A 26,486-nucleotide genomic window follows, 5' to 3' on the forward strand; every position below is an offset into this window, starting at 1 on the left:
GACGATTATTATTTGTCCCCAAGGCTAAAAAATTGAAACTTTTCAGAAACTCTTTGCTCAATCTGATGCCAACTCTCATTGGTGTCGCGACCAGCATAATGACGGTCCCGTTTTACATCTCACTCATCGGGCCAGAACGGTATGGTGCCCTTCTGATCGGCTTCGTGCTACTCGGATATTTCGGGCACGTCGACTTCGGTCTCGGGCGTGCGATTACGCAGCGTCTGTCATCCAACAAAGGGGCGACGCCGGCAGAACGTGCCGGCATCGTCTGGTCTGCGCTTGTCGGAGGCGCGGGTATTGCGGCTGTGGGTGCACTGCTAGTATTTGTAGCAGCCAGAACATTCTTCGGGTCTTATTTTGAAGCGGATGCGGCGCTCAAGATGGAGGTGCTTGAGGCATCGTGGCTTTTCGCGCTGTGCGTGCCGGTCATAATTTTTACTGGCGTGACTTCCGGTGCGGTTGTCGCACTGGAGCGGTTCGGCACCGTCTCGTTCGCGACGGTCATCGGAAATCTCTTATCCCAGGTTCTGCCACTCGTCGTCGCCGCGTTCTTTTCGACCGATTTCAGTTGGCTTCTCGGCGCATCCTTGATCGGCCGCTTCGCAGCGCTCATGATCATTGCTGTCAGCATGTGGCGAACCTTCCTTCATGGAAACGCATTGATTGCAACACGGGCGCAATTGCGTGGACTCTTTAACTATGGCTCTTGGATCATGGTCACAGCGGTTGTCAGCCCCTTGATGGTCGTTTCAGATCGTCTGGTGATCGGAGCGGCCGTCGGAGCGGCGGCAGTCGTAGCCTATTCCGTGCCGTTCCAGATTGCATCGCGCACCGCCATGCTGCCGGGCTCGGTGGCTCAGGTACTTTTCCCTCGCCTCGCATCCCAAAGCCGCGATCAATCTCTTGCGCTGGGTAAAGTCTCAGTTGTGCTGATTGGCCAGATATACGCTTTTATCGTCGTGGGGCTGATCTGTCTTGCCGGGCCATTGCTTGCGCTATGGTTGGGCGATCAACTTGATGTCAGATCAATCCTAATCGGCCAGATTATTATTATTGGTTTCTGGACCAATTCCTTAGCATACGTACCATTTACACTAATACAAGCCAGCGGCAATTCGCGCTTCACTGGCATCATGCACTTGGCCGAGCTGCCAGTCTATCTGGCAATGCTGTTCGGCTTTGGATTTGCGTTTGGGCTTTACGGAATTGCGCTAGCCTTCACGTTGCGCACCACGCTGGACTGCGCCGTGCTGTTCTGGAAGGCGGAGTTTATTGACCGTGACCTGCTGGGCCGTCTGATCGGACCGGCGCTGGTCATTCTGGTCGCTTTGCTGGTTTCCCCCTGGATGATCGACTGGATCCCTGCTTTGGCTATGTCGACCCTGCTCTGCAGCACGCTTCTTGTGTTGTCCTGGTTTCAGATGCCGGTGCAGCCCAAACAAATGCTGCTGAGTCGTCTCGGCTTGTTGCGAGGAACCCCGTAGAACGACCGGTTTCAGCCAAATAGAAGCCCGTTATTGCCTTCAATCGATACTGTGCGCGGCAATTGCGAACAGTTTTTTCTGCTGATCAGACGCTCAAACATTCGTGAAGACTCCGGCGCCCAGCTTCCACGGGTCGGCGTTCGCGGCTGCCGCATTGTTCGGGATGGCCTTGTAGAGCACTCCGTTGCGCTCAAGCGAAAGATCCGCGATCCGCACATTTGCAGCAAGTCTGAACGCGCCGGCCTGCGTAGCCACAAATCCCAGTCGTCGCGCCGTATTGAATACGCCATTACTCGGCGAGTCGAATGGGTAGACTTCGGTGAGTCCGTTGCAGCTGACGGTTGCTGTCTGGGCAACCTGATCCACGTCAAATACAATGTCGAGCCACGCGTTCGCTATAAGCTTTCCGCTCAGCACAGGGCCAAGAATGTTCAGCTTAGGTATTTGAGTCCCATCTTCGATAATCATGCTGAAACCGGCGAATCGTGTGATCAAATCACACCCGCTGCTCACCTGCGAGAACGGCGCCTGCCCGTTGCTGATCGTGCCCGAGGGGAAGAAGAACTTGCCGCGCCAGCTCAGACGAGTCGTTCCCGCTGGCAACGCGGCCGGATCGCCGAAGTGCGCAAGCGTGGCAGGCATAACGAGGAACTGGTCAGGCGGTGCCACTGCCGATTTGGCGGTGAGGGTCTGCTCGAATCCATTAATTGTCACCGACGCTGTCGTTGTCGCTTCGGCTTCGGCGCTGGTGAATCGAATCTGGATAAACTGATCCGGCGCGATCGTCCCCGGACTCGACGTCCATGCCTGCACCTGATTCACGCCATCCGTATCGACACTGCGCCATTCGGTTCCAGCAGCCACGCTGACGGTTTGCGCCGGGCGGCGATTCAGGACTTTGCGCAGCGGCAGGGTGATCACGCTGCTGATTTCCTGGTCTATCAAGGACGGCCAATGGACTCCGCTCGGAATGTTTTCCCAGAGAATCACTGCTGCGGGGTCTGAAGTCGTCCAGTCGATGCAATCGACCGTTGCCACCGCACCGATCCCGGTTCCTTCAGCCGCAGTTGTAAACGCGGTTTCGATCTGTGCACGATTGGTGGCAGCGGTAAGACCCGCGATATTCGGGAACACCGCAGAAGGTGACTCAAGAGTGCGGAGATTTAAGGACCGATCGACAGCAACTTGACTCAGTGCTGCCGGTGGGAAGTTCCACGCGATAGCACTGCCAACGTAAACTGTGTTGGGCTGGTCAGTTTCTTGAATCACAGAAGGCGACTTGTTCGCAAGGTTTCGCGGGTCGAATACGGTCGCCCCGTAAACCAGCACATTGCGGGCCGGGAAATCATCACCCACGTTCACGCTTCGAGTCGCACCCCCAGGCTGGATGGTCGAAACAATGAAAACGCCGGAGTAGGCCGGGGTGAAATCATTGTCCGTGATGAAGATGCCTTGCCCGCCACAGCCTTCGCGTAGCGCTCTGAGTCGAGGTCGGTTGCCTGCGTAGTATATCGGGCCGACGGTGCCCACACCGTTGCTGAAAACTTGGAAATGGTCGCCATGCGGATCGCCCGCGTCGCCCGGCAAATTTTCGGCGATTCCGGAGCGCACAAACGGAACGCATTCCAGATTCCGAAGATAGTAGATGGCGCCTTCGCCCGGAGTGGTGGCGCAGGAATAAACATCCTGATAAATGCGGTCAAAGTCACAATCCATCACGACGAGTGAGTTCGGACTCAAACCTTTCACCCCGTCACGCAGATCGCGGAACAGGCAGTTGCGAATCTCGATGTCCTCCATGACCGCCCCGCCGCTCGCAAAGAAAGCGCGCGCCAGATAATAGGTGAGGCCGATTTCAGCGCGCGCGTTGACCTCGCTGGTGCCGGACGTTGCCAGCACAGCAAAATGAGTCGCGGTCTGTGGATTAAGTGAGTTAAATCTGGTGCGGGCACCCGCGGCCACAAGTTGACTCGACCCGGTGGCGACAACACCTGATCCGCCGATGGCCACGCGCACACTGTTGGCGCCGCGGTTGAAGAATTCAATCATGCCATTCGGGCCGTTGAAATTCGGATCTTTCCATACCAGCGCCTGTGTCGCGCTGGTCGTAGTTGCCGTGCGAACATTGTCGATGCGCTCGTATTCCGGCAGGTCTGCAGCGGTATCGACATCGATCGAGTTAGGGCCATAACCGTGGCGAAAGGTGGTGCCATTGAGGAATCGCAACCGGCCAAAGGTGCCCGTGCCGAAATAGACGCAGGAGCTATGTGCAAACGGCCAGCCCGTCATCTGGAAGTTGACCCCAGAAAAGTCGATTCCGCGCACTGTTCCCGCCAGTTCCAGCGACGGGATTTTGGAGGCAGCATCGCGGCTGCGGATCGTGAGTCGACCACCGGCCGCCCACATATCGCGGTTGCTGATGGTGCGCAGTGTGAAGTTGGCGCCAACAATCTCCACAACTTTGTCCGCAAGCGTGGCCGCGCTGTTGGCAAATACGGAGTCCCATTCCGCGTCGCTTGTAACGAGATAGTCCGCGCTTTTTTGCGGAGCGCTACTTCCGAACAGTGATTGTCCGCCTACGATCATTCGACCGAGCATCAGGCGCAGGCCACAATTGCGGTTGCGGTTGTGCCAGTGGCACGGACATGGCTGGCGCGGACATAGATGTAGCCGCCGGCAGGGACATTTTCGAACACCACATCGGTGATGCCATCGGTCGATCGAAGGGTCACCCGCCCACTGCCGCCGACATAAAGATACTTTGGGACACTGGGCAGCGGCACGGTATCACTGGGCGTGACGGCAAAAGCATTTTCTGCAGGGGTTAGCGGCGATTGCACCGAGCCTTCGAATTCATCAGCCATTTTGTAACCTCTTTGTTGTGGATTCGACCTATGAGAAACCAAATTGGCAAAGAGTAGGAAAGTCGTTTCTGCTATGCTGCGCAATTGACCGTCCAATCGTGACCCAGCGGCACGGGGAGGAAAATCTGTTAGTGGAAACCACTCGGGATGAGTGCTATTCCTGAGGCCGGATGGGTCCTCTGGTAGATTGTCCAGCACCGGTTATAGGGCGTCAGGCTTCAACGCTGGAATACTTCCGCAGAAAACCATGTAGCCGAGGGTATTGATGAACCGCTTAGACGCGACGTATCGCGCCGTTCCTATGCCCGTCCAGCGGGTGCCATTCCCGCGAGCTAAGCCGCGCGGGTTGGCCCCTGTATTTTTGGCCGCGGCGTTCGTGTACATGCTTTTGCTGCCCCAGCAATTCAATCCGACGGTGGGCGGCATATACCTTTCGCCATTCCGTATCTTTCTGCTGGGCGCGTCGCTGTACCTAATGTCCGGCGCGTTGCAGCGAACCACGCGCTTTGCCTGGCCTGATTTGTTCATTTCCTTAGGGATGGCCTGGATTTGGCTGGCATCCTACATGACCAGCGGCTCGCTCCTCACCGCGGCTATCATGGGCGGCTCGCATACCGTTGACATCGGACTGTCCTATTTCCTCGCCCGGTCCACCATTCGGACTCCGGACGATCTGAGGCGTTTGCTGGTCCTGATTTCGCCCGGCATTGCGTTTACTGGTGCGATCATTGTGGTCGAAGCCGTTACGCATACCCTGATCCTGCAGCGCTTGGCCGGATTGCTTACCGGGTTGCCTTACCCGCAACGGCTTGATGTCCGGATGGGCTTCATGCGGGGCTGGGGGCCGTTCCCTCACCCAATCCTGGCGGGGATATTTATGGGAAGTTTGCTGCCGATTTACCTTATGGCGGGGCTTCGCGGCTGGCCGAAGATTTTTGGCATCCTTGGTGCAATTGGCGGAATGCTTACGATGAGCTCAGCTGCAATGCTTGCGATCGTCGTGGGGGGATTACTGACGGCTTATGATTGGCTGAGTGTGCGGATTGGCAATTTGAACTGGCGCGTCTTTTTGCTTTTTTCCGGAATTCTGTATGCCGCCGTTGAACTCACTACGAACTCGGGGGCCTACAACCTATTGGTTCGTTATGCATCTCTGAACACAGGTTCGGCCTACAATCGCATTCTGATCTGGGAGTACGGTTCCCAGAACGTGGCCCGAAACCCTTGGTTCGGCATCGGATATTCCGATTGGGATCGTCCAGACTGGATGTTTTCTGGTTCTTTTGACCATTTCTGGCTAATCACGGCTTTGCGGTTTGGCATCTTGGAAACGGTCTGCTTGTTGGGCGCGACGCTGATGAGTATCGTCCTGGTTGCCACACGATCCTCGCGGATGCCCACAGTTGATGCGCGCTTGCTGCGCGGCGTCGCGATTTCAGTGGCCGTTTTCGCGCTTGGGCTGAACTCTGTGTCCCTATGGATGTCAGTCCTCGCTTGGTTCTTCATGTTGATTGGGATTGCTGTCAGTCTCGGAACCACAACGCCTGAGCCATATCGAACACCGGCTGGCCGTTCCGTTGTAAGGTAACCGGTACTCGGCGTGTATTCGGGCGAGCACGACAAAACCGGCGGTGAGCACACCGACCTAGGCCGTGTTGGTAAAAGATTTAACATAGGGGAATGGCGGCAATGTTGAGGAAGCTTGCGAACGATAGGGCGGTCTTGTCGTAGCGGGTGGCGATCCGGCGCTGCTGCTTGAGCTTTCCGAACATGCGCTCGACGCGGTTGCGGTCCCGGTAGCGGCGATAGTCGGGATGCTCGGGCACCTTGCGGTTCGAACGGGGCGGGATGATCGGCAGGATGCCCCGGACCAGCAAGGTCTCCCGGAAGCGATCACCGTCGTATCCCTTGTCCGCCAGCAGCGCATCCCAGACGCCTTGTTCGGCTCAGCGCCGAAACCGGACATAGACCGAGTTCCACTTGCGGTAGCGCTCGTGCATGTCGCGCCAAGGGCAGCCGACCCGCAGCACGTGGAGCATACCATTGAGAAGGCGCCGATTATCCCCGGCGGGACGCGCCCAGCGTCCCCGCTCAGGCGGCAGCAGCGGCCCGATCAGTTCCCATTCCGCATCCGACAAGTCTCCGCGACCCATGACTGCTCCTCAAAAAGCAGTCTTGGAAGCGAAGCTGTGCAAAGCACAATCAGAACAAAGCGGATTTGGGAATCCCTTTTGTCAACACGGCCTAGGTTTCAAGAAATCCGGCAAGGGCTACTACGCGCCACTCAAAAATGTGCTGGATCTTGCTCGACGTTTAGTGTCGCGATCGGAGTTAGCTCTTCGCTGGGGCGTGGCAATGAGCTCAGTGAATGATGATCCTCGGGTATTTGAGGTTGAACGGGAAGCCTTTGGGTGGAAGCGAATGCAGTTCATTGCAGCTGGTGAGCTTTGCTAAGCTCCGAACGAAAAATCCTAAGTCCTTATTTTTCAAGGGGAAAAAATTCAGGAGTCTTAAGCTAGACACGGCGTATGAAGGAATATGGGATTGCTAGCGTTCAGCCGCCTCCGCGGCTGTATCCTCGCTATGCATCCTTCGCTTTGCTACGGATCCGCTGCGGGCAGGCGGTCGCCCTTGCGGCCCTATGGGCGGTTCCAATCCAGCCGACCTCGTAAGTTACGCGGCTTTCGGCCGATCCAGCCAACGACCCGCCTTCACGCCACCGGTGATCAGGAAAGGGACGAGCACGAAGCTCAGCGCCACCTTGGCGGTGACCTGCCCGATCACCAGATTGCCGATATCGCGCTCGCCATAGAACGCCAAGGTGATGAAGATCACGGAATCGACCGATTGGCTCAAAGCCGAGGCGACCGCGCCGCGTGCCATCAGCCCCAAGGTGGTCGCCTCACCGCTCCCCTTCAGTCGGTCAAAAATCCAGACATTCAGCAGCAGCGACACAAAATAGGCCGCGGGCCCGGCCGCCATGATCCGCGGCGTTGTCGCGTGGATCAGTTGAAACGCGTCCAAGCCTTCGGGCCACATGTTGGGATCGGCGGGCAACGACAAGACCACAAAAATCAGCGCGATCGATACAGCCAGAGGCAAAAAGCCCCAGAACACCAGACGCTTGGCAATATGGGCGCCGTGGATCTGGGCCACCGAACTGGATAACACCACCAACACCAGAAACGCGAAAATGCCCGCCTCGACGCCCAGTTGCGTTGGCCACAGCTGCACCTGTTTGACCGCGAGAAATCCGGCGAGCACCGTCATGCCGCCGTAAAGCAGGCAGAAGACAAACAACGACATCGGAAATGACGCGGGCGCAGCGGCAGGTTCGGTCTGGTGCATCACCGGTAGCTACCCAGCGTCGCTGCAAAAGAAAAGCGGCGTGGACACGGCTGTCACCGATGGCTTGCTGCCCATTAGCCGCAGGCAGCTACGCATCTCGGCTTGCAACGCTTCGCGCAAACTGCCACGCCGGTAGTACGCTGCGCGCAAGGCGGGTATTTTTGCGCGCCCAGGGGTTTAACGCTTCCGACATGAAGAAGGGCAATTTGCTGCCGTGAACGAGAGTATCACGTCCGTCCTGCTAAGCCTTGCAGGCGTGCTCGCCATTCTTGGGATTGCCTTTGCGCTGTCGACCGCGCGGCGCAGGATCAACCTGCGCGTGGTGGGATCGGCCTTTGCGCTTCAGGCGATTACAGCATTGATCGTGCTGCGCACCGACGCAGGCGTGGCAGTAATTGGCGGGCTGTCGCAAGGCGTGATTGCGCTGCTGGATTTTTCCAAGGTCGGGATCGCATCCGTGTTCGGACCGATGGAGACCAATCCCTTCGCCAACACCTTCGTCATCGCTGCGCTACCCGTCATTGTGTTCTTCGCGGCAATCGTTTCGATCCTCTACCATCTGGGCATCATGCAGCGGCTGGTGCGCTGGGTTGGCGGCGCGATCGGCTGGATTACGGGCATCAGCAAGGTTGAGGCCTTGGGCGCGGCGGCCAACATCTTCGTCGGCCAGTCGGAAAGCCCGCTGGTGGTGCGGCCCTATCTCGCCGCGCTTAGTCCTTCGGGACTGTTCACGTTGATGACGGTGGGCATGGCGGGCGTTGCCGGCACCATTCTGGCAGCCTACGCCAGCTTCATTGGCGCAGAGGCCGTGCCTTTCCTGCTGGCCGCCGCGTTCATGTCGGCGCCGGGCGGGATTTTGATGGCCAAGATCATGATGCCGGACGATGCGCCGATCACTGCCGCCCAGAGCAACGGCGTCGCCGCTGCAGCAGTGGCGCGCGCGCGTGGGCGGGGCAACGGCCTGGCTGAGGCCACCCGCGTCGTGATGTATGACGAAAACGGGCAAGAGGTGGAACTGCCCCAGTCGCGCATCAGTGCAACCGGCCCGGCCGCGATCCTTGAAGGCGGCCTCAAGACCGACGAGGTCAGCACGGCGGAAACCTTCGAGGAAGGGCAGCGCCCTTCCAATATCATCGAGGCGGCTGCGCAAGGCACCCAGACGGGCGTGAAGCTGGCGGTGGCTGTGGGCGCAATGGTGATGGTATTTGTCGCGCTGGTGGCGCTGGCAAACGGGATGCTGGCGGGCATCGGCGGAGGCATCGTGAACCTCGCTGACGGCATGGGCGCGCCGTTCAGTCCCGAAACCGCAGCCTGGTTTCAGGCCGTCAGCTTCCAGAAACTGCTCGGCTACCTGTTTGCACCTGTGATGTTCCTGATCGGCATATCCGAGTGGGATCAGGCGCAGATCGCCGGCGGGCTGTTCGGCACCAAGATCGTGCTCAACGAATTTGTCGCCTTCATTGATCTGGGGGCCATGCAAGGGGATGAGCTTTCTGCGCGCAGCCGGGCGATTGTCACCTTTGCGTTGTGCGGCTTTGCCAATTTCTCCTCGATCGCGATCCAGATGGCGGTGACCGGCGGGCTTGCGCCCAATCAGCGTCCGGTGATTGCACGGCTGGGGCTGCGGGCGCTGGCCGCGGGCAGCCTCGCCAACCTGATGAGCGCCGCCCTGGCGAGCCTGTTCCTTCCGGTTTGAGCGCCGCCCGAAACGCCCGCGCGTGAAAGACTTGGCAGGCGCGCGGGGTGCGGTGTAAGGGCGCGGGCATGACCACTATTGCTTCTGTCTCGCTGGCCCAGCCGCTTGAAACCATTGCCGATGAATTGGGCCGCAGCTTCGGCGAAAATGGCTTTGCCGTGGTCCGCGATCACGGCATCCCGCAAGCCCTGATTGACGAGGCCGAGGCGGTCTCCAAGGCCTTCTTTGCGCTGCCCGACGCGGTCAAGCGTGCCTACAAGATCGAAGGTGGCGGCGGTGCGCGTGGGTACACGCCGTTCGGCACGGAAAAGGCCAAGGACGCGCAGGTTTTCGACCTGAAGGAATTCTGGCACGTCGGGCGCGATCTGCCCGCCGGGCACCCGCTGGAACAATTCATGGCGCCTAACGTGTGGCCCGCCGAAGTCGAAGGCTTCCGCACGACCATGAGCGCGCTGTTCGCCGCGTTCGAAACCGCCGGCGGACGCGTGCTTGAAGCGATCGCGCTCCACCTGGGCCGCCCGCGCGATTTCTTTGCCGCCAGCGTCGAGCACGGCAATTCGGTGATGCGGCTGCTGCATTATCCGCCGCTGGGCGAAGGCGCGCCTGAAGGTGCGATTCGCGCTGCCGGTCACGAGGACATCAACACCATCACGCTGCTGCTGGGGGCCGAAGAAGCCGGGCTGGAACTGCTGACCCGTTCAGGTGAGTGGCTGCCGATCCCGTCGGCCGAGGGCGCGCTGGTGATCAATGTGGGTGATATGCTGCAACGCCAGACCAACGGGCGGCTGCGCTCGACCACCCACCGCGTGGTGAACCCGCGCGGGGACGCCGCACGTCGGGCGCGCTTCTCGATGCCGTTCTTCCTGCATTTCCGGCCGGATTTCGTGATCGAGCCCTTGCCCGAATGCATGGATGCCGATGCCGCGACTCCGCCGCCCGCACCGATCACCGCGCATGATTACCTGATGCAGCGCCTGCGCGAGATCAATCTCGCCTGACGGGCGGTTTTTCGGCTCATTGATACACCGTGGGAAATTCCGTGCGGGCGTTGCTGCGATGCAACACCGCCTCGCGGAACTCCCGTAAAACCGTCATTTTTCTGGCGTTGGAAAAAACGCGCCCTAATGAATCGCCGCGCAGGGACGGGGCATTTCATCAAACCGTCACAGAATAGTCGCTTTGCCGCAAGCGTTCGGGCCTAGGGCAGGCCTCGATACCGTATTCGACTTCTCTCCAACGTGACCAGGGGCCTCTATCCATGAAGCTTAAGTATCTCCTCGCAGCGAGCATCGTAAGCCTTGCCGCGACCACCACCATCGCCACACCGGCGTTTGCGCAGGAAACCACCTCGTCGATTCGCGGTGATGTTCTCGACCAGAACGGCAATCCGGTTGTCGGCGCGACGGTGACGATCACCCACGTACCGTCGGGCACGACGGCGACGCAGACGACTGACGCTGCCGGTGGCTTCAACGCCGCGGGCCTGCGCTTGGGTGGTCCTTTCACCGTCGAAGTGAATTCTGACGGTTACGAGCCTGCCGTGCAGGAAATCGGCTTCCTTTCGGCAGGCCAGGCGCAGCGTATCAGCGTACAGATGGCTGAAGCCGGCCAGGCGATCGTCGTCACCGGCGCACGCACCCGTTCGGCAATCACGCTGGGCACCGGTGCTGCCACCGTGTTGAATGCGCGCGACATTGCTGGCGTAGCGAACATCAACCGCGACATTCGCAACCTTGCAGCGCGTGACCCGCTGGTGACGCTCGACGCCACCAACAACGGCGCGATCAGCATTGCCGGACAGAACAACCGCTTCAACCGTTTCACCGTGGACGGCGTGGCCTTTGGCGACCCCTTCGGTCTGGAATCGGGCGGCCTTGTGTCGGCTCGTGGCCCCGTGCCGCTTGACGCGATCGGCGAATTCTCGGTTGAAGTTGCTCCTGTCGACATTCAGCAGGGCTTCTTTCAGGGCGGCGCGATCAACACGCAGCTCAAGTCGGGCGGCAACCGCTTCACCTTCTTGGGCGGCGCGTACTATCAGGACGACAATCTGCGTGGCGACCGTGCCCGCGAATTGACCCGCGTTGGTGAATTCGAATCGCGGATTTACACGGCACAGGTCACCGGACCGATCATCAAGGACAAGCTGTTCTTCGCGGTCACCTACGAACGGACGCGTGACACCGTCCCAGCCGATGTCGATCCCTCGCAGCTGGGCATCACCGACGCCGAACTGACCCTTATCAACGATACGGCCCGCAACACCTACAATTTCGACACGCTTGGCGTTGCCGATTCGATTGTCGAAAAAGACGATAAGTTGGTCACAAAGCTCGACTGGAACGTGGCTGACGGTCACCGCTTGAGCGCCACTTACATCTGGAACGAAAGCTCGCTGCTGGCAGGCCAGACTGGCGTGGGCGCGATCAATGCCAACAACCCGACCTTCAACCTGCTGTCGAACAACTACACGCAGGGCGCGGTCAACCACTTCGGGGTTGTCCAGTCGAACAACCAGTGGTCGGACAGCTTCTCGACCCAGTTGCGCGTTTCCTATGCCGATTATCTGCGTCTGCAGGTTCCGATTGGCGGCAATCGCGAGTTCGGTCAGTTCCTGGTCTGCCTCGATCCGACCAACCCGCTCGCTCCGGCCACAGGTCAACCGGCAAATGGCTCGGCACCGCAGGTCTGCTCGCCATTCCAACAGCGCGTCCAGTTTGGTCCGGACGTGAGCCGCCAGGCCAATGAATTGGACAGCCAATCGCTGGCCGTCGAGTTTCAGGCTACGCTTAGCCTCAACAACAACAGTGTGAAGCTGATCGCAGAACGTCGTCGTCAGGATGTGCGCAACCTGTTTGCTCAGCGCGTTTCGGGCCAATGGCTGTTCGACAACGTCGCCGACTATCAGGCTCAGCGCGCCAACGAACTGGTGCTTGCCGTCCCGCTTCGCGGTGGCATCGACACGGTCACGGCCGAATTCCAGAACAACAGCTGGACCTTCGGGATTATGGACACGATCGACGTGACCGACAACCTGACCGTGGTTGCTGGCATGCGGTACGACCTGTTCGACTCGCCGGACCGCCCGTTCTTTAACGAGTTCTTCCTTGAGCGTTTCGGCTTTGCCAACACCTCGACGCTTAACGGGCGTGATCTGTTCCAGCCGCGTTTCGGCGTAAACTGGCAGCCCGCCGACCGCCTGCAGATCCGTGGTTCGGCTGGCCTGTTCGGGGGCGGAAACCCGCTGGTTTGGATTTCGAACAACTTCTCGAACCCCGGCCCAACGCTGCAGAACGTCACAATCCGTCGTAATGCCAATGGCTCGTTCACCATTCCAGAGCAGAGCGTTCTTGGTTTGACGACCCCCCAAGTGCAGACACTGGGTGCGGCAACGCTCAACAACGTCACCGGCGGAACGGGCGTGCCGCAGTCACTGCTTGATGCCGTGCGTCAGGCCGGATTTGCCGGATCTCCGACCAACGCGCTCGATCCGAACTTCAAGCCGCCTTCGCAGTGGCGCCTTTCGGGATCGTTCGATTACGAAGCTGATCTCGGCTTCCTTGGTGATGGCTGGAACATCGGTGCCGACGTGATCTATTCGCGCATTAACGATGCCCTCGAATGGACCGACCTGCGCTCGGTGCAGACGGGTACGCTGCCTGATGGTCGTCCCCGTTACGGCGTTCTGCCGGGTACTGCCGGTGAAAACACTGACATGCTGCTGACGAACACCGGATTTGGCGAAAGCTGGAACCTTGTGGGCCGGTTCAACAAGGTCTGGGATGCAGGCTTCTTCCTGAACGGTGCGTATACCTATCAGCAGGTTGACGATCAGAACCCGGGCACGTCGTCGGTGGCGTTTTCGAACTATACCAACACGGCCTTCACCGACCCGAACTTCGCGGCGCAGGGCATCTCGAACTATCAGCGCGATCACCAGTTCCGCCTCGGAACCGGTTTCGACGGTGAACTGTTTGGTGACAACAACACCCGCGTCGAACTGTTCTACAACGTCCGTTCGGGCCAGCGTTACAGCTACACCTTCAACGACATCACGAATGGTCGTTCGGCGGTGTTTGGTGTGAACGGTCGCGCAAGTCGCGGTTTGCTCTACGTGCCGAATGTCAGCAGTCAGACAGCCGATCCGTTGGTATCCTATGATTCGGCTGCAACCTTTGCAGCAGTCCAGAACCTTGTGCAGAACTCGGAACTGAATGAATATCAGGGCCAGATTGCGCCAAAGAACATCGGCAAGACCCCTTGGGTGCACAAGCTGGACTTGTCCGTGCGTCAGGAAGTGCCGCTGCCCCTCGGTGGAAAGATCGAGCTTCTGGCCGATGTCGAGAACGTGCTGAACATGATCGACAAGGATTGGGGCACAGTCCGTCAGGTTGGCTTCCCCTATACGGCAGCGGCGGTGAACGTTTCGTGCGTCGCTGTGGGTGACAACACTTGCGGGCAGTATCGTTATGCCAGCTTCCGCGCTCCGATCGAAGCGACCAACATCAACGGCTCGCTGTGGGGTGTGCGCTTCGGGGTTCGCGTTCGCTTCTGATCGCACAACGAAGCATTGAAATACGAAAGGGCGGCCCAGCAATGGGTCGCCCTTTTGCGTTACGATGCACTCAGAGCCTCAGCGCGGCACGTTGTCTGGCCGCAGAGCTGCCGCAGCAGACGCGTATTCATCGGCAAGCTCCAACAGCTCACGGGCCCCTGCAATCAGGGTTTCGCCGGGCGCGCTGACCTTGATGGCGCGCTCAAGCTGTGCGGCGGCCTCTCCCAGTGCAGGTTCTGCAAACATCGCCGCTGTGCCGGCCAGCTTGTGCAGCAGGTGCGCAAGATTGCCGCGTTGATCCTGAGATCTGCGGTCATCGCCGGCCAGCCAGCCACCATCCAAGGCCGCCTGCACCGCGTTGACAGCCTCACGCCGCCGTTCCTGCCAACGGGCCACAAGCTGCGGCGATCGGGCGAGCGCCGAGGCTCTGGCGGCGGCGTGTGCAACGGATGGGGCGCCCGGATCAGATGGCGATGCTGCAGGATGTGCCTCCTCGACAATGCGGGTCGGCAGCCAGCGCTGCAAGGCGCGGGCAAGTTCGGCGAAAACCACCGGCTTGGCCAGATGCGCCTGCATCCCTGCGGCGCGTGCGGCGGCGATATCTTCGGGAAAGGCATTGGCTGTGAGCGCGATCACCGGCAGCAGCCCCGGTCCGATCCCCTCGGCCCGGATCGCCTGCGTGGCGACAAGGCCATCACATTCGGGCATCTGGATATCCATCAGCACCAGATCATAGGGACGGCCGCGCATGATCGAATCGATCACCATCGCGATCCCTTCTGCCCCGTCATGCGCCACTTCGACTGCCTGACCGCAGCGTTCGAGCATCTCGGTCACCAACAGCCGGTTGATGTCGTGATCCTCAACCAGCAGGATCCGTGAGGGTGCCAGAGATGCAGGCAATGGCGCGGATCGTATCGGCGCGCCCGATAGCATGGCATCAGGCACTGGCGTATCTTGCACTGGCGTATCTTGCACTGGCGGATCCTGTATCGGCGCGGCGAGCACCGCAGGAAGCACCAGGGTAAAGCGCGATCCCTCGCCCGGCGTGCTTTCCACCTCGATATGTCCGCCAAGAAGTGCGGCGAGTTGGCGGCTGATCGACAGGCCGAGTCCTGTTCCGCCGAACCGCCGCGCCGTTTCCGCGTCACCTTGAGTGAAGGCGTTGAAGATCGTTTCGAGCTGGCGTGGGCTAATTCCGATCCCGCTGTCGGCAATGGTGATCCGAACATCCTGGTTGCTGACGCGGTAACTTACGCGAACGCTGCCAACTTCCGTGAATTTGACCGCATTGCCGATGAGATTGAGCAGGATCTGCCGCAGCCGCAGCCCGTCTGTCATAAGCCATGACGATAGGGGCTCGTCCTTGCGGCCATCAGGTCCAACCTCCGCACAGGCCAGTTCCAGTTGCAAGCCCTTGCGCTCGGCCGCGGGGCGATGCAGCGCGGCACATTCGGCAAGGCTGGCATGAAGGTCGACCGGTGCACGGTCGATCGTGAACTGCCCGCTTTCGATCTTGGAAAGATCAAGCACGTCGTTCAGCAGCATCATCATCGAACGGCCCGATTGGACGATCAATTCGGCAAAGCGGCGCTGATCATCGGTCAGATCACCCTGCAGCATCAATTCGGCAAAGCCCAACACGCCGTTCATCGGGGTGCGGATCTCGTGGCTCATATTGGCGAGAAAGTCCGATTTGGCGCGCGCGGCATTTTCGGCATGGCGGCGGGCGCGGGTCAACAGCAGCTCAAGTTCGACCCGTTCGGTCACGTCGCGCGCGGCCACCACCACGCCTTCGGGCACGCTGGTTTCGGGGTTGCGGACGAGTGCGCAATCGGCCTCGAGAAAGACGGGCGAGCCATCAACATGGTCGGCAAAGCGGCGATAGGTTACCCGTTCGTGCTCGCTGGCGCCGCTCAGCAGCCGATGCAGCGCTTCCAGCGCCCGGTCATGCGCATCGGGATGGAGCCGCGTCGTAATGTGCTGGCCCAGCATGATGTCGGGGGACACCGCCATGACATCGCGCACCGATGGTGAGGCATAGGTGCACACTCCGGCGAGGTCGAAGCGCAGGATCGCATCGCTGATGTTATCGGCCAGCAGATCAACCTCGCGCTTCCCGATTTCGAGACGCGTCATCATGCGATCCCGACCGGCGAGCATCGCGGCTACGGGAAGTCCGGTGAGAAAATTGGCGGCGATGAAAGCTTGCAAAAGATGGAGCTGGGCGATCCCTGCGCCGCTCGTCCCTGCGATCGGCCCGATGCCAGCCCAAGTCATCACAGCGGCGACCACCGCTACGCCGCCGACATTGAGCGCCGTTCCAAGACTGCCGAGCCGGAAGGCATGCAGCAAGGTGATCGGCTGGATCAGGAACATCAGCGGATAATGCGTTTGGTTGAACACCAGGAACGCGCAGGCCATCCCGCCGCTCAGCAGGGCTGCCTTTTCAAGGGGCCGGGCCAAAGTCTGCGCGGAGGGGCTGCGCATCCGGTCTGCCAGCAGCAGGATGGTCGGCACGACCAGCACCATCGCCATGCTATCGGTCAGAAACCAGGTGACGGCCCCGGCGCGCCCCTGTTCAAGAGTGTCTCCCATTGCCGGGGCGACAATGACGGCCGAGATGAGCGGGCCGACAAGACCGCCCGCCCAGACGAAACGCGCCAGATCCGCAAGCCGGGTGATGTCCGGCTGCACCTGCGCCGCGCCGCGCGCGATCACCAGCACGGCGGCGATTTCTGCGACGTTGGCCAGCGAGAAAAGCACTGCGATGGATCCGGGCATCTGCTGCACGATGTTGCTGGCAAGGCTGCCGGCAAAGCAAGCAAACAGGACAGGCAGTTCGCTGCGCAGTCTGATCCGGAGCAGAAAAGCGGCCGCGCAGGCGTTCGCCAGCCAAATCTGACTGACGCTTTCTCCAGCATTCGCCAACCCAAGGCTGAGAAGCGCGACCGCAAAATAAATCGCGCCGCCACACAGTGCGACAAGCAGGCTTTTTCCGTCGACCTGTCCGGCGGCGATCCGGTCCAGGCCGAGCCAGCGCAGCGGTAACGTCCGGTCGGGAGGCTTGCCAGCGCTGTCAGCTGGAGCAGTGGCAAGGCGGTTGGCAGCGCCAAGACGCCCGTCCGTGCCATCCGCGCCTGCGCCGGTCAGAGGACGTGAAACGTCAGGCGCGCCCAAAGGGACCGCGCTTTCACAGGCGAAGTCGGTATCTGCGTCCGGTGGCCGGTTGCCTCCGTGCGGGTCATGATCCAATGCGCGGTCGATCAGTGCGGTCCATCGCCAATAGCTACATGGCTGGTATAAGAGGCCAACGCGACCTGCGGAGACAACCGCATCCGCAATGGACCCAAAGTAACAGCAGGCCTGAGCCCATGTCGATCAACCGCAGCTTCCAAACGCGACCGCGGAAGTTCAAATGGCCGCTGATCACTGGGATCGTGCTGTTCCATCTGGCTGCGCTTTACGGGCTCGCCTTGGCGCTTGCGCCGGCACTAACGGCCTCGGTGGAGCGCGAGGTGATGGCGGCCTTTACTGTCACCATAGCGCAGCCTCCCGCTCCCCCTCCGCCGCCGGAAAATCAGTCCGAACCCGATGAAGGCGCGCAAGGCGATCCCGGGCGAGTCGCTGTGGCACAGCCCGTTACAAGCCCTCCCCCGCGGGTGCCGTTGAAGCAGGACAGGCCGCTCCCCCGTGCCGCGTCCACGGGAATAGCCAGCGAATCGGGTGCATCTGCCACCGGCGATGGGACCGGGGCGGCTGGAAGCGGGCAGGGCACAGGCAGCGGAAATCGCGGCGTGGGGCAGGGCGGCGTGGCCGTGTCCAGGCCGATCCACATCAGCGGCGGTATCGATAACGCCCGCGACTATCCGGTCCCTGAAGGCGGGCGTGCGGCGCGGCGCGGTACGCAGGTCATTGTGAAGGTCACGGTCGGCACCGATGGGCGCGCGCGTGATTGCGTGGTCTTTCGCCCGAGTCCCGACCCCGAGGCCGATCGGATCACGTGCCAGCTGGTCGAATCCCGCCTTGGTTTCCGGCCGGCGGTCGATCCGAACGGCAATCCTGTACCTGCGCCGTTCTACTGGCGCCAACAGTGGTTCTGATGCGGAAGCGGATGTGCGCGGTCAGGGCGCGAGCAGCCGCCCGCCTTCTTTCTTGACCGCTGCTTCCAACGGGCCTCTCATCACACCCAACAGCAGCGGCAGGTCCATCTCAATCACGACATCATTGTCGCGAATTTCGACGCCGCCCGGAATGTTCGTACCCAGAACCGCCGCAGTGATGGTCATGTGGTCTTCATCCGGCCATCCGGTTGTCACACTGGCGAGGCCTGCGGGGAAGAAATCTGCGATTTCGTCCGCATGAGCGCGCATCCGGCGACGCACCTCGTCCTTGGTGAGGTCGTGGGGAAGGGTCACACGCATGGCTTAGCGTTCCTGCTTTGTGGGGACAGTGGAGAAATCGGGCAGCGGCACGCCGGTATCCGGCATCCCGGTGCCGCCGGTAAGATCTTCCAGCGCCGCTGCCCCGCCATAGCGGTATTCGAGATAGCGGCTCTTGATTGCGAGATCATCGAGTGCGCCTTCGGCCAGCCGCCGGGTGACGCGGTCAACCTCGCCCGACAGCTTGGTCAGGCTTTCCGTCAGGCGGTCATCGGCGGTCTTGCCCGCGTGCTGTTCGCTGCGCAGATGGGCGGGGATCTTGCGGTAATTATCGATCGTTTCGGGGATATACTCGCCCACGAGCTCGCGCACTTCGGCCATCGCTGGCTCGTTGTCGCCCAGGCCTTTGAGCTGCAGGCCCAGCGCATCGAGCTGCACGCCTAACTGGTCGACAATGGCCTGCGCCGGCGGCGGCAGGGCGGGGCGCTGCGCTTCCAGCCACAATTCGGTGCGCGCGACCATCTGCTGGGGGTTGCCAAGCTTCAACTCGGCGCGCTTTGGCACCTTTACTTTGGGGAAGCTTGAAAACACCGCGATAGCCACGGCCGTGGCAATGACCACGGCCATCACACCCCAAAAGCCAATCCCGTTGACGAAAGCTCCGGCAATCCCCGCACCCAGCCAGATCGTGACGACGGCAATGGCGATGTTGCGAACCCGCTTGAGAAGGCTCTTCATCTTTACTTCGGCCGAACCCTTGCCGATGCTCTGGCCGCGCGGCGCAGGGCGGTGCGTCCCGCCATCGCGCTGTACGACGAGGCTGGTTTTCGCCTCGCGCATTATGCGGTCGGAATCGCGGGTGCTGTCAGGCATCATTTATCCAGTGCGAGCAGCGACGGTGTTTGCGAGGCAACCTTGGCCTGCGCCTGCGCCTGTCCTTCGGCGCGCGCGATGTAGCCCTTGGACTTTTCGACCTCGGCGGACAGCGTCGTCACAGTCTGCTTCATCGAATCCAGCGCGCGGATCTTGAAACTGTCGACCTCGTCCATCGTGTCATAGATGTTCTGAAAAGCGCGCTGCAGCGTTTCCAGCGGGATCGTGGCGGAGGCGGCCTGTTCGTGAATCTGTGCGGTCTGTTCGCGCAGCAGCGTGCTGGTCGAATCAATGATGTCGCTGGTGGTCTTGTTGAGCGCGGTGATCTGGCCCAGCACCAGGCGCTGGTTGGTCATCGCCTGCGCCACCGTCACCGCGGTGCGCAGCGCGCCCACGGTGGTGGTCGAAGCGCGATCAACGCCCTTGACCAGTTCGACATTGTTTTTCTTGACCAGATCGAGCGCGAGGTAGCCCTGCACGCTCACCGCCATCTGCGTCAGCAAGTCCTGCGTGCGCTGGCGGACATAGAACAGCGCGCTTTCCCGCAGCGCCTTGGCCTTGGCGGGGTCCGAGCTGTCGAGTTCCAGCGCCTTGGCTTCCAGCCGCGCATCCAGCGTCTTGGCGATATGGATCATCTGTTCCAATTCGCCCATCGCGGCCCACAGCTTCTGCCGTTCGGTATCGATCGCGGCATTATCGAGATGCAGCTCCTTCTTGCCGCTTTCCAGCCTGGTGAGGATCGAAGCGATGTGCCCTTGCGCGGACGTGTAGCTGTCGAAGTAATTCTTGATCTTGTTGCCGAACGGAATGATCCCGAGAATCTTGCGCGGGCCCGACAATTTGCCCTGACGACCCGGATCGAGATCCTCGACCGTGCGGCGCAGTTCGGCCAGATCCTTGCCGACGCTGCCATCGCCATCCATCGAGCGCACCGGGCGATCGAGGAAGCGGTTCGACATTGCGGCGGCCGCGCGCACCTGTTCCTGCCCCATGCGGGTGATCTGGTCGACCTTTTCACCGAAGGCGGGCGAATTGGCATCAATCGTCACCAGATCATTGACGAAGGCGTCGACCTTGGTGTCGAGCTTTGACTTTTGTTCCGTGGTGACAGGCACCAGACCTGCTGCCTGTTCGGGCATGACCTGCGGCACCGGATCGGGCGGTGTAAGCGAGAACGGGGTTGCGGTCGCCGTTTGCGTTTCGGTGCTCATGCCTTGTCTCGTGCTCCCTCAAACCAGCCGCGCCCTCGGACGGCGACACTGCCTACTGTATTAGTGATCTAAAACACGCCTTTCAAGCGCGCCCTTGCATACCAGTGTCCCATGGTAAGCCAGATTGGCGGCCCGCGTCCATCGCCCTCGACGGTCACGGCGCGTTCGTGATGGCTTGGCAATTGGGCCTGCGGCACGCTATCGCCCAAGGCTCGACACTTGGCCAAGGGCTTACTGATGAACGAAACCGCTGGACCGAGCGCATCGCCCGAGGCCGCCATTGCGGCCGAAGCGGGCATTGAAAGGACGCCTGCGCCCACGCCCATACCGGCTGCCGCCACCTTGGGCACGATATTCGGCAATGTTCGCGAATGGTGGACTGTTCATGTCATCGGGCAAGTCGATCAGTCTGAAGTGATTGAGCGCCGACGCGATGATGGCAAAATGTCGGAACATTACCTGTTTATGACGGCGATGAGCGGCGGGATCGCAATCCTGGGCCTGCTGCTATCATCGCCTGCGGTGGTGATCGGGGCGATGCTTTTGTCGCCGCTGATGGGGCCGATCATGGGGCTCGGATTTGCGCTGGCCATTGGCGATTGGGATTGGCTCAAGCGTTCCGTGCTGACTCTGGCGATCGGAAGCGTCCTGGCGGTCCTGCTATGCGCGTTGCTGGTCTTCCTTTCGCCGATCCAGACCATCACAGAGGAAATTGCCGGGCGCACCCGGCCCAATCTGTTTGACCTGTTTGTGGCGCTGTTTTCCGCACTGGCAGGCGCTTATGCCATGATCCGCGGGCGCGAAGGCGCGATTGTCGGCGTGGCGATTGCCACCGCCTTGATGCCACCACTGGCGGTGGTGGGCTTTGGCTTTGCAACGTGGAACTGGACGGTGTTTTCGGGCGCGCTGCTGTTGTTCGTCACCAACTTCATCACCATCGCGCTGACCGCCTTCGGGATGGCTAAACTCTATGGCTTTCGCAATTCGCTCAGCGCCCGCAACACCATGTTTCAGAATATTGCTTTGTTGGTGGTGTTTGGTGCGCTGGCTGTGCCCTTGGGCTTTTCCCTGAACCGGATCGCGTGGGAAACCAATTCACAGCGTATCGTCCGCAGCGAAATTAGCGAGCAATTCGAGGGACGCACGCAGGTGGATACCCTCGAAATGGAATTCGATGCATCACCCGTCATCATTCATGCCGTGGTCCTGACGCCCCGCCTGCAACCCGGCATCGAGAGCGCGATTGAACGCAGTTTGACCGAGCGCTTGGGCGAGCCGATCAAACTCGATCTGGTTCAATACGAAGTCGGCACCAATGAATCAGCGGCGGAACGGGCGCAGCTGTCGTCGGCGCGGGCGCGCGATGAGCGGGAGTCATCGGCGCGGGCGGAATCCCTGGCCGTGCGATTGGCGCTGGCAGCGGGCGTGCCGACCAGTGAAGTGCTGCTCGATACCAGCCGCCGCCGCGCGCTGGTGCGGGCCAAGCGATTGGACGGCGCCAGTCTGGCCACTTACCGTGCGCTTGAAGCGCGGATTGCGGTGGGCGAACCGGATTGGACGGTTGAACTCATTCCGCCAACCGCGGCTCTGCCATCGGCAATCCCCTTCGAAGGGGATCAGATAACCGATGCCGGAGAAGCGGCGCTCAGTGTGACAGAATGGGCGGCGAAGCGGCTTGATCGCAGCGTCGTGCTGGTCGGCCCTGCAGCCCAGGCCGCCGTCGCGGCAGAAGCGCTGCGTGGTCAGGGGCTTAGCGTTGGGGTACGCAGCGCGCCGGGTCTGCTGCGCCCGGAATGGGCGGCGGAACGCCAGTAGCTTAGGCCAGTCGTTCAGGCCGCCAGATCGATCGGCACGATCTCACCCGCCAGATACAGCGTCTTGGCCTTGGCGCGGCTGAGCTTGCCCGAGGACGTGCGCGGCAGCGTGCGCGGCGGCACCAGTTCGACGATGCAGCTCATGCCGGTGACGGATCGCACCTTGTCGGCGATTTGATCGCGCAGCCGCACGCGTTCTTCCGGATCACTGACCTTGCAATGCACCAGCACGGCGGGCGCTTCTTCGCCATTTTCCTTTTCGATCGCAAAGGCCGCAATATCGCCGTGGTTGAAGCCAGGCAGCTGTTCCACCGCCCATTCAATATCCTGCGGCCAGTGGTTTTTGCCGTTGATGATGATCATGTCCTTCGCCCGGCCAACGATGAATAGATAGCCTTTGGCGGTGTAGCCCATGTCGCCTGTGTCGAGCCAGCCGTCGACCAAGCTATCGGCAGTGGCATCCGCGTTGCGGAAATAGGAGTGCATGACGCTCGGCCCGCGGCACCATACCTTGCCGATCTGATGGTCGGCCTTGTGCGCGCCATCCTCGCCCTTGATCGCCACTTCCATGTCGGGAAGGGCCTTGCCGCAATTCACGATGGCGCGATAGCGCGCGGGGCGTGACAGATCGCGCGGGGCGCCTGACAGGCGCTCCTCCTCGACCAGTTCCACGCGGATCCCTTCGCCCGGCGGCATCACCGTCACCGCCAGCACGGCCTCGGCCAGGCCATAGGATGGGGTAAAGGACGCCGCCTTGAACCCGGCGGGCGCAAAGGCGTTGACGAAGTTCTGCATCACATCGGGCCGGATCATATCCGCGCCATTGCCCGCGATCCGCCAGCGCGACAGGTCAAACCGGTCTGCAACGCTGCTCTGGCTGGAAATGCGGCGTGCACAGATGTCGTAACCGAAGGTGGGCGAATAAGAGAGGGTATTGCCCGGATTGCGGCTGATCATGTCAAGCCATGCGAGCGGGCGGCGCGCAAAGGCATCGGGCTTCAGATAATCGCCCGACACCTGATTGGCGATCAACGACAGCAAGCAGCCAACCAAGCCCATGTCATGATACCACGGCAGCCAGCTGACGCAGCGATCATTTTCGCCCAGCTCCATCGTGGTGGAATGGCCGTACAGATTGTGCAGCAGCGCTTTGTGGGTGACGGCGACCCCGGTGGGAAAGCGTGTCGAGCCGGAGGAATATTGCAGATAACAGATATCATCCGGGCTGGCGGCGGGAAGATCGCATTCAGGCGCGGGGCGCTGGCCGAAATCCTGCCAGCTTTGTGCTTCGCACCCCTGCCGCGCGGCGGCTGCGCTGGCCATATCGGCGATTTCCTCGGGAAACAGTAGCAGCTTGGGGTCCGCGCTTTGCAGCTGCACCGCCAATTGGTCGATAAAATTGTCCTTGCCGCCAAAGGTGGTCGGCAGCGGTAGTGGCACCGGCCAGGCCCCGGCATAAACGCAGGCGCAAAACAGGGCGGCGAAATCGGCGCCGGTTTCTGCGATCAAGGCGACGCGATCTTCCCGGCCGATGCCGGCCGCGATCAGGCGCCGTGCCATGACCTGCGCATCATCGCGCAGCTGCGAAAAGGGATAGACCCGCGCGAGTTCCCCACGCATATCGTGGAAGTTAAGGCCTTTCAGGCTCTGCGCAGCATAGTCGATAGCGTCATTGAAGGTCGCAAACTGCGCACGGATTCGTGGCAGGTCACAATCATTCGGCGTCGGCTTCAAAGCGGCGTCGGTCATAATTTTCAGCGATACCCGTAAGTTGCGGCGCGATTGATGGTGTTGGTCCCGTTCGCGCTCTGGCATAACCCCGTGTCGCCAGGCATAACCCGGCGGCGTCCAATAGTTTGCATATGGTAAGGAAAGTGGCACGAATAAGGCGAAATGGTTTCACGTAAAGCGAATTCGTCATCGTCCGGTCGTGAGATCGGGGAGGATTCGGAGCGCAAGCGCCGGGGTGCGAAGCGGGTGAAACCCCCGCTGGGTGAGGCCAGTTTGCGTGATCTGGCGCTGCATTATGCCGCCCGTTTTGCTACGACAGGGGCGCGGCTCGAAGCTTACTTGGTTCGCAAGATCCGCGAACGCGGGTTGGCGCAAGACGCCGACGGGCGCACCGTGCAGATTGATCTTCCCGCGCTGGTCGCCCGGCTGGTGGAGCTCGGCTATGTCGATGATGATGCCTATGCCCGGGCGCGCGCGCGCGATCTTGGCGCACGTGGCTATGGAGCAAGGCGGGTCGAGGAGACCCTGCGCCATGCAGGCGTGGCCGAAGGTCTGCGCCAGGCCCATTCGCCCGGCGAAGCGGCAAGCCGGCAAGCCGCGGCCTTGATGGCGCGGAAACGCAGGCTCGGCCCTTATGGCGGGGAGGGTTTAAACGCTGGTGATCCGATCGCGACGCGCAAAGCGCGCGAAAAAGCCGTTGCAGCAATGCTGCGCGCAGGCCACCAGTACGACCATGCACGGTTCATCCTCGCGGCGCAGCGGCCGGAGGATGTGGACGAATGGGTCGACGAAGCGTTTGAAGCCTCCGGCGACGAGGAAGGGATCGAGGACCAATGGTAAGGCATATGCTGGCAAGCGCGGCGCTGATGCTGGGGCCCCTGGCCGCCTGTTCGCCGGGTGAGGGCGCAACCGCGCGGGCGCAGGTTCCTGCCGTGGCGCAAGCGAACACGGCTGCGCGCCATCCGGTCTCGGGCCTCGACGTGATCGATCTGGTGGTCGAAAGCGGAGCCAAGCGCATCCCGTTCAAAGTCGAACTCGCTGCCAGCCCCGAAGCGCAGGCCAGGGGCCTGATGTTCCGCACACAGCTTGGCGATAACGAGGGCATGATCTTTCCCTCGCCGGTGCCAGAGGTGCGCAGCTTCTGGATGAAGAATACGCCGCTGTCGCTCGACATCATCTTTGTTGGCCCGGACGGGCGGATTGCCAATATCGCGGCGAACACTGTGCCTTATTCGCTCGATTCGGTGTCATCGAAAGGGCCTGCCAGCGCCGTGCTGGAGCTGCGCGCAGGCCGAGCTGCCGAGTTGGGGATTGTGCCGGGGGACAAGGTCAGCTGGTAGTTGAGGCGTCCGCTGGGGCAGAAACGCGGGCGCAGATTCTGCCCCCTTGGCGCTCTGTGCCAATTCCGCTAGGCGCGCAGATCATGGGTATCCTCGCAAAAATCTTCACATGGTGGGACGGTGCCACACTTGGCACGCAGCTCTGGGCCCGCCGTGCGGGCGGCGAACATGTCGGCACAGACGGTGCCGGCAACGCCTATTACCGGGCCAAGCCCAAGGCTGCCGCGCTCAACACCGGATCATACACCAGCCGCGAAAAGCGCTGGGTCATGTATAACGGCGCCAATGATGCGAGCCGCGTGCCTAGCGAATGGCACGGCTGGCTCCACGGAACCTATGACGAAGTGCCCGAAAGTCATCTGCCGCCGCCGCGGATCTGGGAGACGGACTACGTGCCCAACGCCACGGGCACCGTGCAGGCCTACCGTCCGCAAGGTGCCTTGGAGCGCGGTGGCCAGCGCGCCCGCGCGGTGGGCGATTACGAAGCCTGGACGCCCGGCAGCGAAGACAGCTGAGGCGCGCAGTGCGGCCTTTCATCCCGGCTTTTTTGATGGTGGGCGCGTTGCTGCTTGCCGCGTGCGATGCTTCCGCGCCCCGCGGCGAAGCCGTCGAAGTTCCGATTACGGACGCGACTCCTGTGGCCACCGCCACGACGGCCGCCAACGCTCCGCCGGTCAATGATTACGGCGCGACCCCCATGGACGAGCGGGTTGCGGTGCTGGGGCTGCTCAACAAGCGCAACAATGTGGCTGAAGAGATTGAACTCAAACCGGGGGAAAGCCGCGAGATCGGGCCGGTGATCGTCCGCGTTTCCGCGTGCGAGCGCACGGCGCCGTGGGAGATGCCACAGCAAACCGGTGCCTTTGTGCAGGTTGATATTCAAGGCCGGGGCGACGCGCAGCACAGGCGCGTTTTCTCAGGCTGGATGTTCGTCGAATCACCCAGCCTCAACGTGGTCGAGCATCCGATTTACGATGTCTGGGTCAAGGACTGCACAATGCGCTTTCCGGGCGAAGAAGGCTCGGCAGCGGCGGCGCCTGCTGCTCCGGACAAGCCTGCAGCGCGACCTGCGGCAACGCCGACGGCGGTGCCTGAACCGGCCGGCGCGGCCGATCCTGCGCCCGGCGCATAGGTTCCCGATTCAAACTGGCGCCAGGCAGTGCCAAGGCTGTCACGCGGCAGGCCATG

At 61.2% G+C, this 26,486-nt stretch carries 20 protein-coding genes and 1 pseudogene; 12 read left to right on the forward strand and 9 right to left on the reverse strand.

What is annotated here, in order from left to right; all coding sequences use genetic code 11:
• The first annotated feature begins 32 nt into the window (after positions 1 to 32).
• Entirely contained in the window at positions 33 to 1,487 is a 1,455-nt protein-coding gene (locus tag ACRANW_RS04415) for an oligosaccharide flippase family protein (protein WP_479433326.1), read from the forward strand.
• Positions 1,488 to 1,580: 93 nt separating this feature from the next.
• Here the strand turns inward: ACRANW_RS04415 and ACRANW_RS04420 are convergent, their stop codons facing one another.
• Together ACRANW_RS04420 and ACRANW_RS04425 are read right to left on the reverse strand one after the other, a co-directional pair.
• Entirely contained in the window at positions 1,581 to 4,085 is a 2,505-nt protein-coding gene (locus tag ACRANW_RS04420) for a hypothetical protein (protein ID WP_479433327.1), read from the reverse strand.
• Positions 4,085 to 4,351: a spike base protein, RCAP_Rcc01079 family gene (locus ACRANW_RS04425; RefSeq protein WP_479433328.1), complete on the reverse strand. Its 267-nt coding sequence runs from the start codon at positions 4,349 to 4,351 to the stop codon at positions 4,085 to 4,087. The genes ACRANW_RS04420 and ACRANW_RS04425 overlap by 1 nt, the downstream gene beginning before the upstream one ends.
• Positions 4,352 to 4,733: 382 nt before the next feature.
• On the opposite strand from ACRANW_RS04425, the gene ACRANW_RS04430 reads away from it, so the two are divergent.
• A complete protein-coding gene (locus ACRANW_RS04430; protein WP_479433329.1) occupies positions 4,734 to 5,939 on the forward strand; it encodes an O-antigen ligase family protein in 1,206 nt (401 codons plus the stop codon).
• A 79-nt stretch (positions 5,940 to 6,018) separates the two neighbouring features.
• On the opposite strand, the pseudogene ACRANW_RS04435 reads toward ACRANW_RS04430, so the two are convergent.
• A pseudogene (locus tag ACRANW_RS04435) lies at positions 6,019 to 6,504 on the reverse strand (transposase).
• On the opposite strand from ACRANW_RS04435, the gene ACRANW_RS04440 reads away from it, so the two are divergent.
• Positions 6,503 to 6,805 (forward strand): hypothetical protein, encoded by a 303-nt coding sequence (locus ACRANW_RS04440; RefSeq protein WP_479433330.1) that lies wholly within the window; start codon positions 6,503 to 6,505, stop codon positions 6,803 to 6,805. The pseudogene ACRANW_RS04435 and the gene ACRANW_RS04440 sit on opposite strands and share 2 nt — an antisense overlap.
• A 219-nt stretch (positions 6,806 to 7,024) precedes the next feature.
• Here ACRANW_RS04440 and ACRANW_RS04445 read toward each other — a convergent pair whose 3' ends face one another.
• Complete coding sequence (locus ACRANW_RS04445; protein ID WP_479433331.1) at positions 7,025 to 7,699, reverse strand: queuosine precursor transporter; 675 nt, start codon at positions 7,697 to 7,699, stop codon at positions 7,025 to 7,027.
• A gap of 214 nt (positions 7,700 to 7,913) precedes the next feature.
• Between ACRANW_RS04445 and ACRANW_RS04450 the strand changes: the two genes are divergently transcribed.
• The 3 genes from ACRANW_RS04450 to ACRANW_RS04460 all read left to right on the forward strand — a co-directional run bounded on the left by ACRANW_RS04450 (position 7,914) and on the right by ACRANW_RS04460 (position 13,947).
• On the forward strand, positions 7,914 to 9,395 hold the full coding sequence (locus tag ACRANW_RS04450) for a NupC/NupG family nucleoside CNT transporter (RefSeq protein WP_479433332.1): 1,482 nt from the start codon (positions 7,914 to 7,916) through the stop codon (positions 9,393 to 9,395).
• A 68-nt stretch (positions 9,396 to 9,463) separates the two neighbouring features.
• Positions 9,464 to 10,393 (forward strand): isopenicillin N synthase family dioxygenase, encoded by a 930-nt coding sequence (locus ACRANW_RS04455; protein ID WP_479433333.1) that lies wholly within the window; start codon positions 9,464 to 9,466, stop codon positions 10,391 to 10,393.
• A 260-nt stretch (positions 10,394 to 10,653) separates the two neighbouring features.
• Positions 10,654 to 13,947, forward strand: coding sequence for a TonB-dependent receptor (locus ACRANW_RS04460; protein WP_479433334.1), 3,294 nt, complete (start codon positions 10,654 to 10,656; stop codon positions 13,945 to 13,947).
• Between the two features lie 78 nt (positions 13,948 to 14,025).
• Here the strand turns inward: ACRANW_RS04460 and ACRANW_RS04465 are convergent, their stop codons facing one another.
• Complete coding sequence (locus ACRANW_RS04465; protein ID WP_479433335.1) at positions 14,026 to 17,127, reverse strand: hybrid sensor histidine kinase/response regulator; 3,102 nt, start codon at positions 17,125 to 17,127, stop codon at positions 14,026 to 14,028.
• A 194-nt stretch (positions 17,128 to 17,321) separates the two neighbouring features.
• Between ACRANW_RS04465 and ACRANW_RS04470 the strand changes: the two genes are divergently transcribed.
• Entirely contained in the window at positions 17,322 to 18,050 is a 729-nt protein-coding gene (locus tag ACRANW_RS04470; protein ID WP_479433336.1) for an energy transducer TonB, read from the forward strand.
• Between the two features lie 21 nt (positions 18,051 to 18,071).
• On the opposite strand, the gene ACRANW_RS04475 is transcribed toward ACRANW_RS04470, so the two are convergent.
• The 3 genes from ACRANW_RS04475 to ACRANW_RS04485 are packed head-to-tail and all read right to left on the reverse strand — an operon-like array spanning position 18,072 to position 20,413.
• Positions 18,072 to 18,371: a polyhydroxyalkanoic acid system family protein gene (locus ACRANW_RS04475; protein ID WP_479433337.1), complete on the reverse strand. Its 300-nt coding sequence runs from the start codon at positions 18,369 to 18,371 to the stop codon at positions 18,072 to 18,074.
• A 3-nt stretch (positions 18,372 to 18,374) separates the two neighbouring features.
• The gene (locus ACRANW_RS04480; RefSeq protein WP_479433338.1) at positions 18,375 to 19,205 is read right to left on the reverse strand and encodes a hypothetical protein; all 831 of its coding nucleotides are present in this window, start codon (positions 19,203 to 19,205) and stop codon (positions 18,375 to 18,377) included.
• On the reverse strand, positions 19,202 to 20,413 hold the full coding sequence (locus ACRANW_RS04485) for a toxic anion resistance protein (protein WP_479433339.1): 1,212 nt from the start codon (positions 20,411 to 20,413) through the stop codon (positions 19,202 to 19,204). Before ACRANW_RS04485 ends, ACRANW_RS04480 begins: the two co-directional genes overlap by 4 nt.
• Positions 20,414 to 20,650: 237 nt before the next feature.
• On the opposite strand from ACRANW_RS04485, the gene ACRANW_RS04490 reads away from it, so the two are divergent.
• Entirely contained in the window at positions 20,651 to 22,228 is a 1,578-nt protein-coding gene (locus tag ACRANW_RS04490; protein WP_479433340.1) for a TIGR00341 family protein, read from the forward strand.
• Between the two features lie 14 nt (positions 22,229 to 22,242).
• Here ACRANW_RS04490 and ACRANW_RS04495 read toward each other — a convergent pair whose 3' ends face one another.
• Positions 22,243 to 23,976, reverse strand: coding sequence for a fatty acyl-AMP ligase (locus ACRANW_RS04495; protein ID WP_479433341.1), 1,734 nt, complete (start codon positions 23,974 to 23,976; stop codon positions 22,243 to 22,245).
• Positions 23,977 to 24,120: 144 nt separating this feature from the next.
• On the opposite strand from ACRANW_RS04495, the gene ACRANW_RS04500 reads away from it, so the two are divergent.
• The 4 genes from ACRANW_RS04500 (at position 24,121) to ACRANW_RS04515 (ending at position 26,430) form a co-directional block, all read left to right on the forward strand.
• Positions 24,121 to 24,798, forward strand: coding sequence for a regulatory protein RecX (locus ACRANW_RS04500; RefSeq protein ID WP_479433342.1), 678 nt, complete (start codon positions 24,121 to 24,123; stop codon positions 24,796 to 24,798).
• Positions 24,792 to 25,298, forward strand: coding sequence for a DUF192 domain-containing protein (locus tag ACRANW_RS04505; protein ID WP_479433343.1), 507 nt, complete (start codon positions 24,792 to 24,794; stop codon positions 25,296 to 25,298). Before ACRANW_RS04500 ends, ACRANW_RS04505 begins: the two co-directional genes overlap by 7 nt.
• Positions 25,299 to 25,381: 83 nt before the next feature.
• Positions 25,382 to 25,813 (forward strand): NADH:ubiquinone oxidoreductase subunit NDUFA12, encoded by a 432-nt coding sequence (locus ACRANW_RS04510; RefSeq protein ID WP_479433344.1) that lies wholly within the window; start codon positions 25,382 to 25,384, stop codon positions 25,811 to 25,813.
• 8 nt (positions 25,814 to 25,821) lie between these two features.
• Positions 25,822 to 26,430: a DUF2155 domain-containing protein gene (locus ACRANW_RS04515; protein ID WP_479433345.1), complete on the forward strand. Its 609-nt coding sequence runs from the start codon at positions 25,822 to 25,824 to the stop codon at positions 26,428 to 26,430.
• Positions 26,431 to 26,486: the final 56 nt, after the last annotated feature.

The organism is Erythrobacter sp. 'gip.4 top 5', from assembly GCF_056495765.1.

Bases quoted from the DNA above. Each gene is read 5' to 3' on its own strand.
- ACRANW_RS04495 (WP_479433341.1), bottom strand. From the start codon at position 23,976: ATGACCGACGCCGCTTTGAAGCCGACGCCGAATGATTGTGACCTGCCA.
- ACRANW_RS04490 (WP_479433340.1), top strand. From the start codon at position 20,651: ATGAACGAAACCGCTGGACCGAGCGCATCGCCCGAGGCCGCCATTGCG.
- ACRANW_RS04440 (WP_479433330.1), top strand. From the start codon at position 6,503: ATGACTGCTCCTCAAAAAGCAGTCTTGGAAGCGAAGCTGTGCAAAGCA.
- ACRANW_RS04425 (WP_479433328.1), bottom strand. From the start codon at position 4,351: ATGGCTGATGAATTCGAAGGCTCGGTGCAATCGCCGCTAACCCCTGCA.
- ACRANW_RS04475 (WP_479433337.1), bottom strand. From the start codon at position 18,371: ATGCGTGTGACCCTTCCCCACGACCTCACCAAGGACGAGGTGCGTCGC.
- ACRANW_RS04460 (WP_479433334.1), top strand. From the start codon at position 10,654: ATGAAGCTTAAGTATCTCCTCGCAGCGAGCATCGTAAGCCTTGCCGCG.
- ACRANW_RS04445 (WP_479433331.1), bottom strand. From the start codon at position 7,699: ATGCACCAGACCGAACCTGCCGCTGCGCCCGCGTCATTTCCGATGTCG.
- ACRANW_RS04485 (WP_479433339.1), bottom strand. From the start codon at position 20,413: ATGAGCACCGAAACGCAAACGGCGACCGCAACCCCGTTCTCGCTTACA.
- ACRANW_RS04505 (WP_479433343.1), top strand. From the start codon at position 24,792: ATGGTAAGGCATATGCTGGCAAGCGCGGCGCTGATGCTGGGGCCCCTG.
- ACRANW_RS04430 (WP_479433329.1), top strand. From the start codon at position 4,734: ATGCTTTTGCTGCCCCAGCAATTCAATCCGACGGTGGGCGGCATATAC.
- ACRANW_RS04480 (WP_479433338.1), bottom strand. From the start codon at position 19,205: ATGATGCCTGACAGCACCCGCGATTCCGACCGCATAATGCGCGAGGCG.
- ACRANW_RS04470 (WP_479433336.1), top strand. From the start codon at position 17,322: ATGTCGATCAACCGCAGCTTCCAAACGCGACCGCGGAAGTTCAAATGG.
- ACRANW_RS04420 (WP_479433327.1), bottom strand. From the start codon at position 4,085: ATGCTCGGTCGAATGATCGTAGGCGGACAATCACTGTTCGGAAGTAGC.
- ACRANW_RS04500 (WP_479433342.1), top strand. From the start codon at position 24,121: ATGGTTTCACGTAAAGCGAATTCGTCATCGTCCGGTCGTGAGATCGGG.
- ACRANW_RS04510 (WP_479433344.1), top strand. From the start codon at position 25,382: ATGGGTATCCTCGCAAAAATCTTCACATGGTGGGACGGTGCCACACTT.
- ACRANW_RS04455 (WP_479433333.1), top strand. From the start codon at position 9,464: ATGACCACTATTGCTTCTGTCTCGCTGGCCCAGCCGCTTGAAACCATT.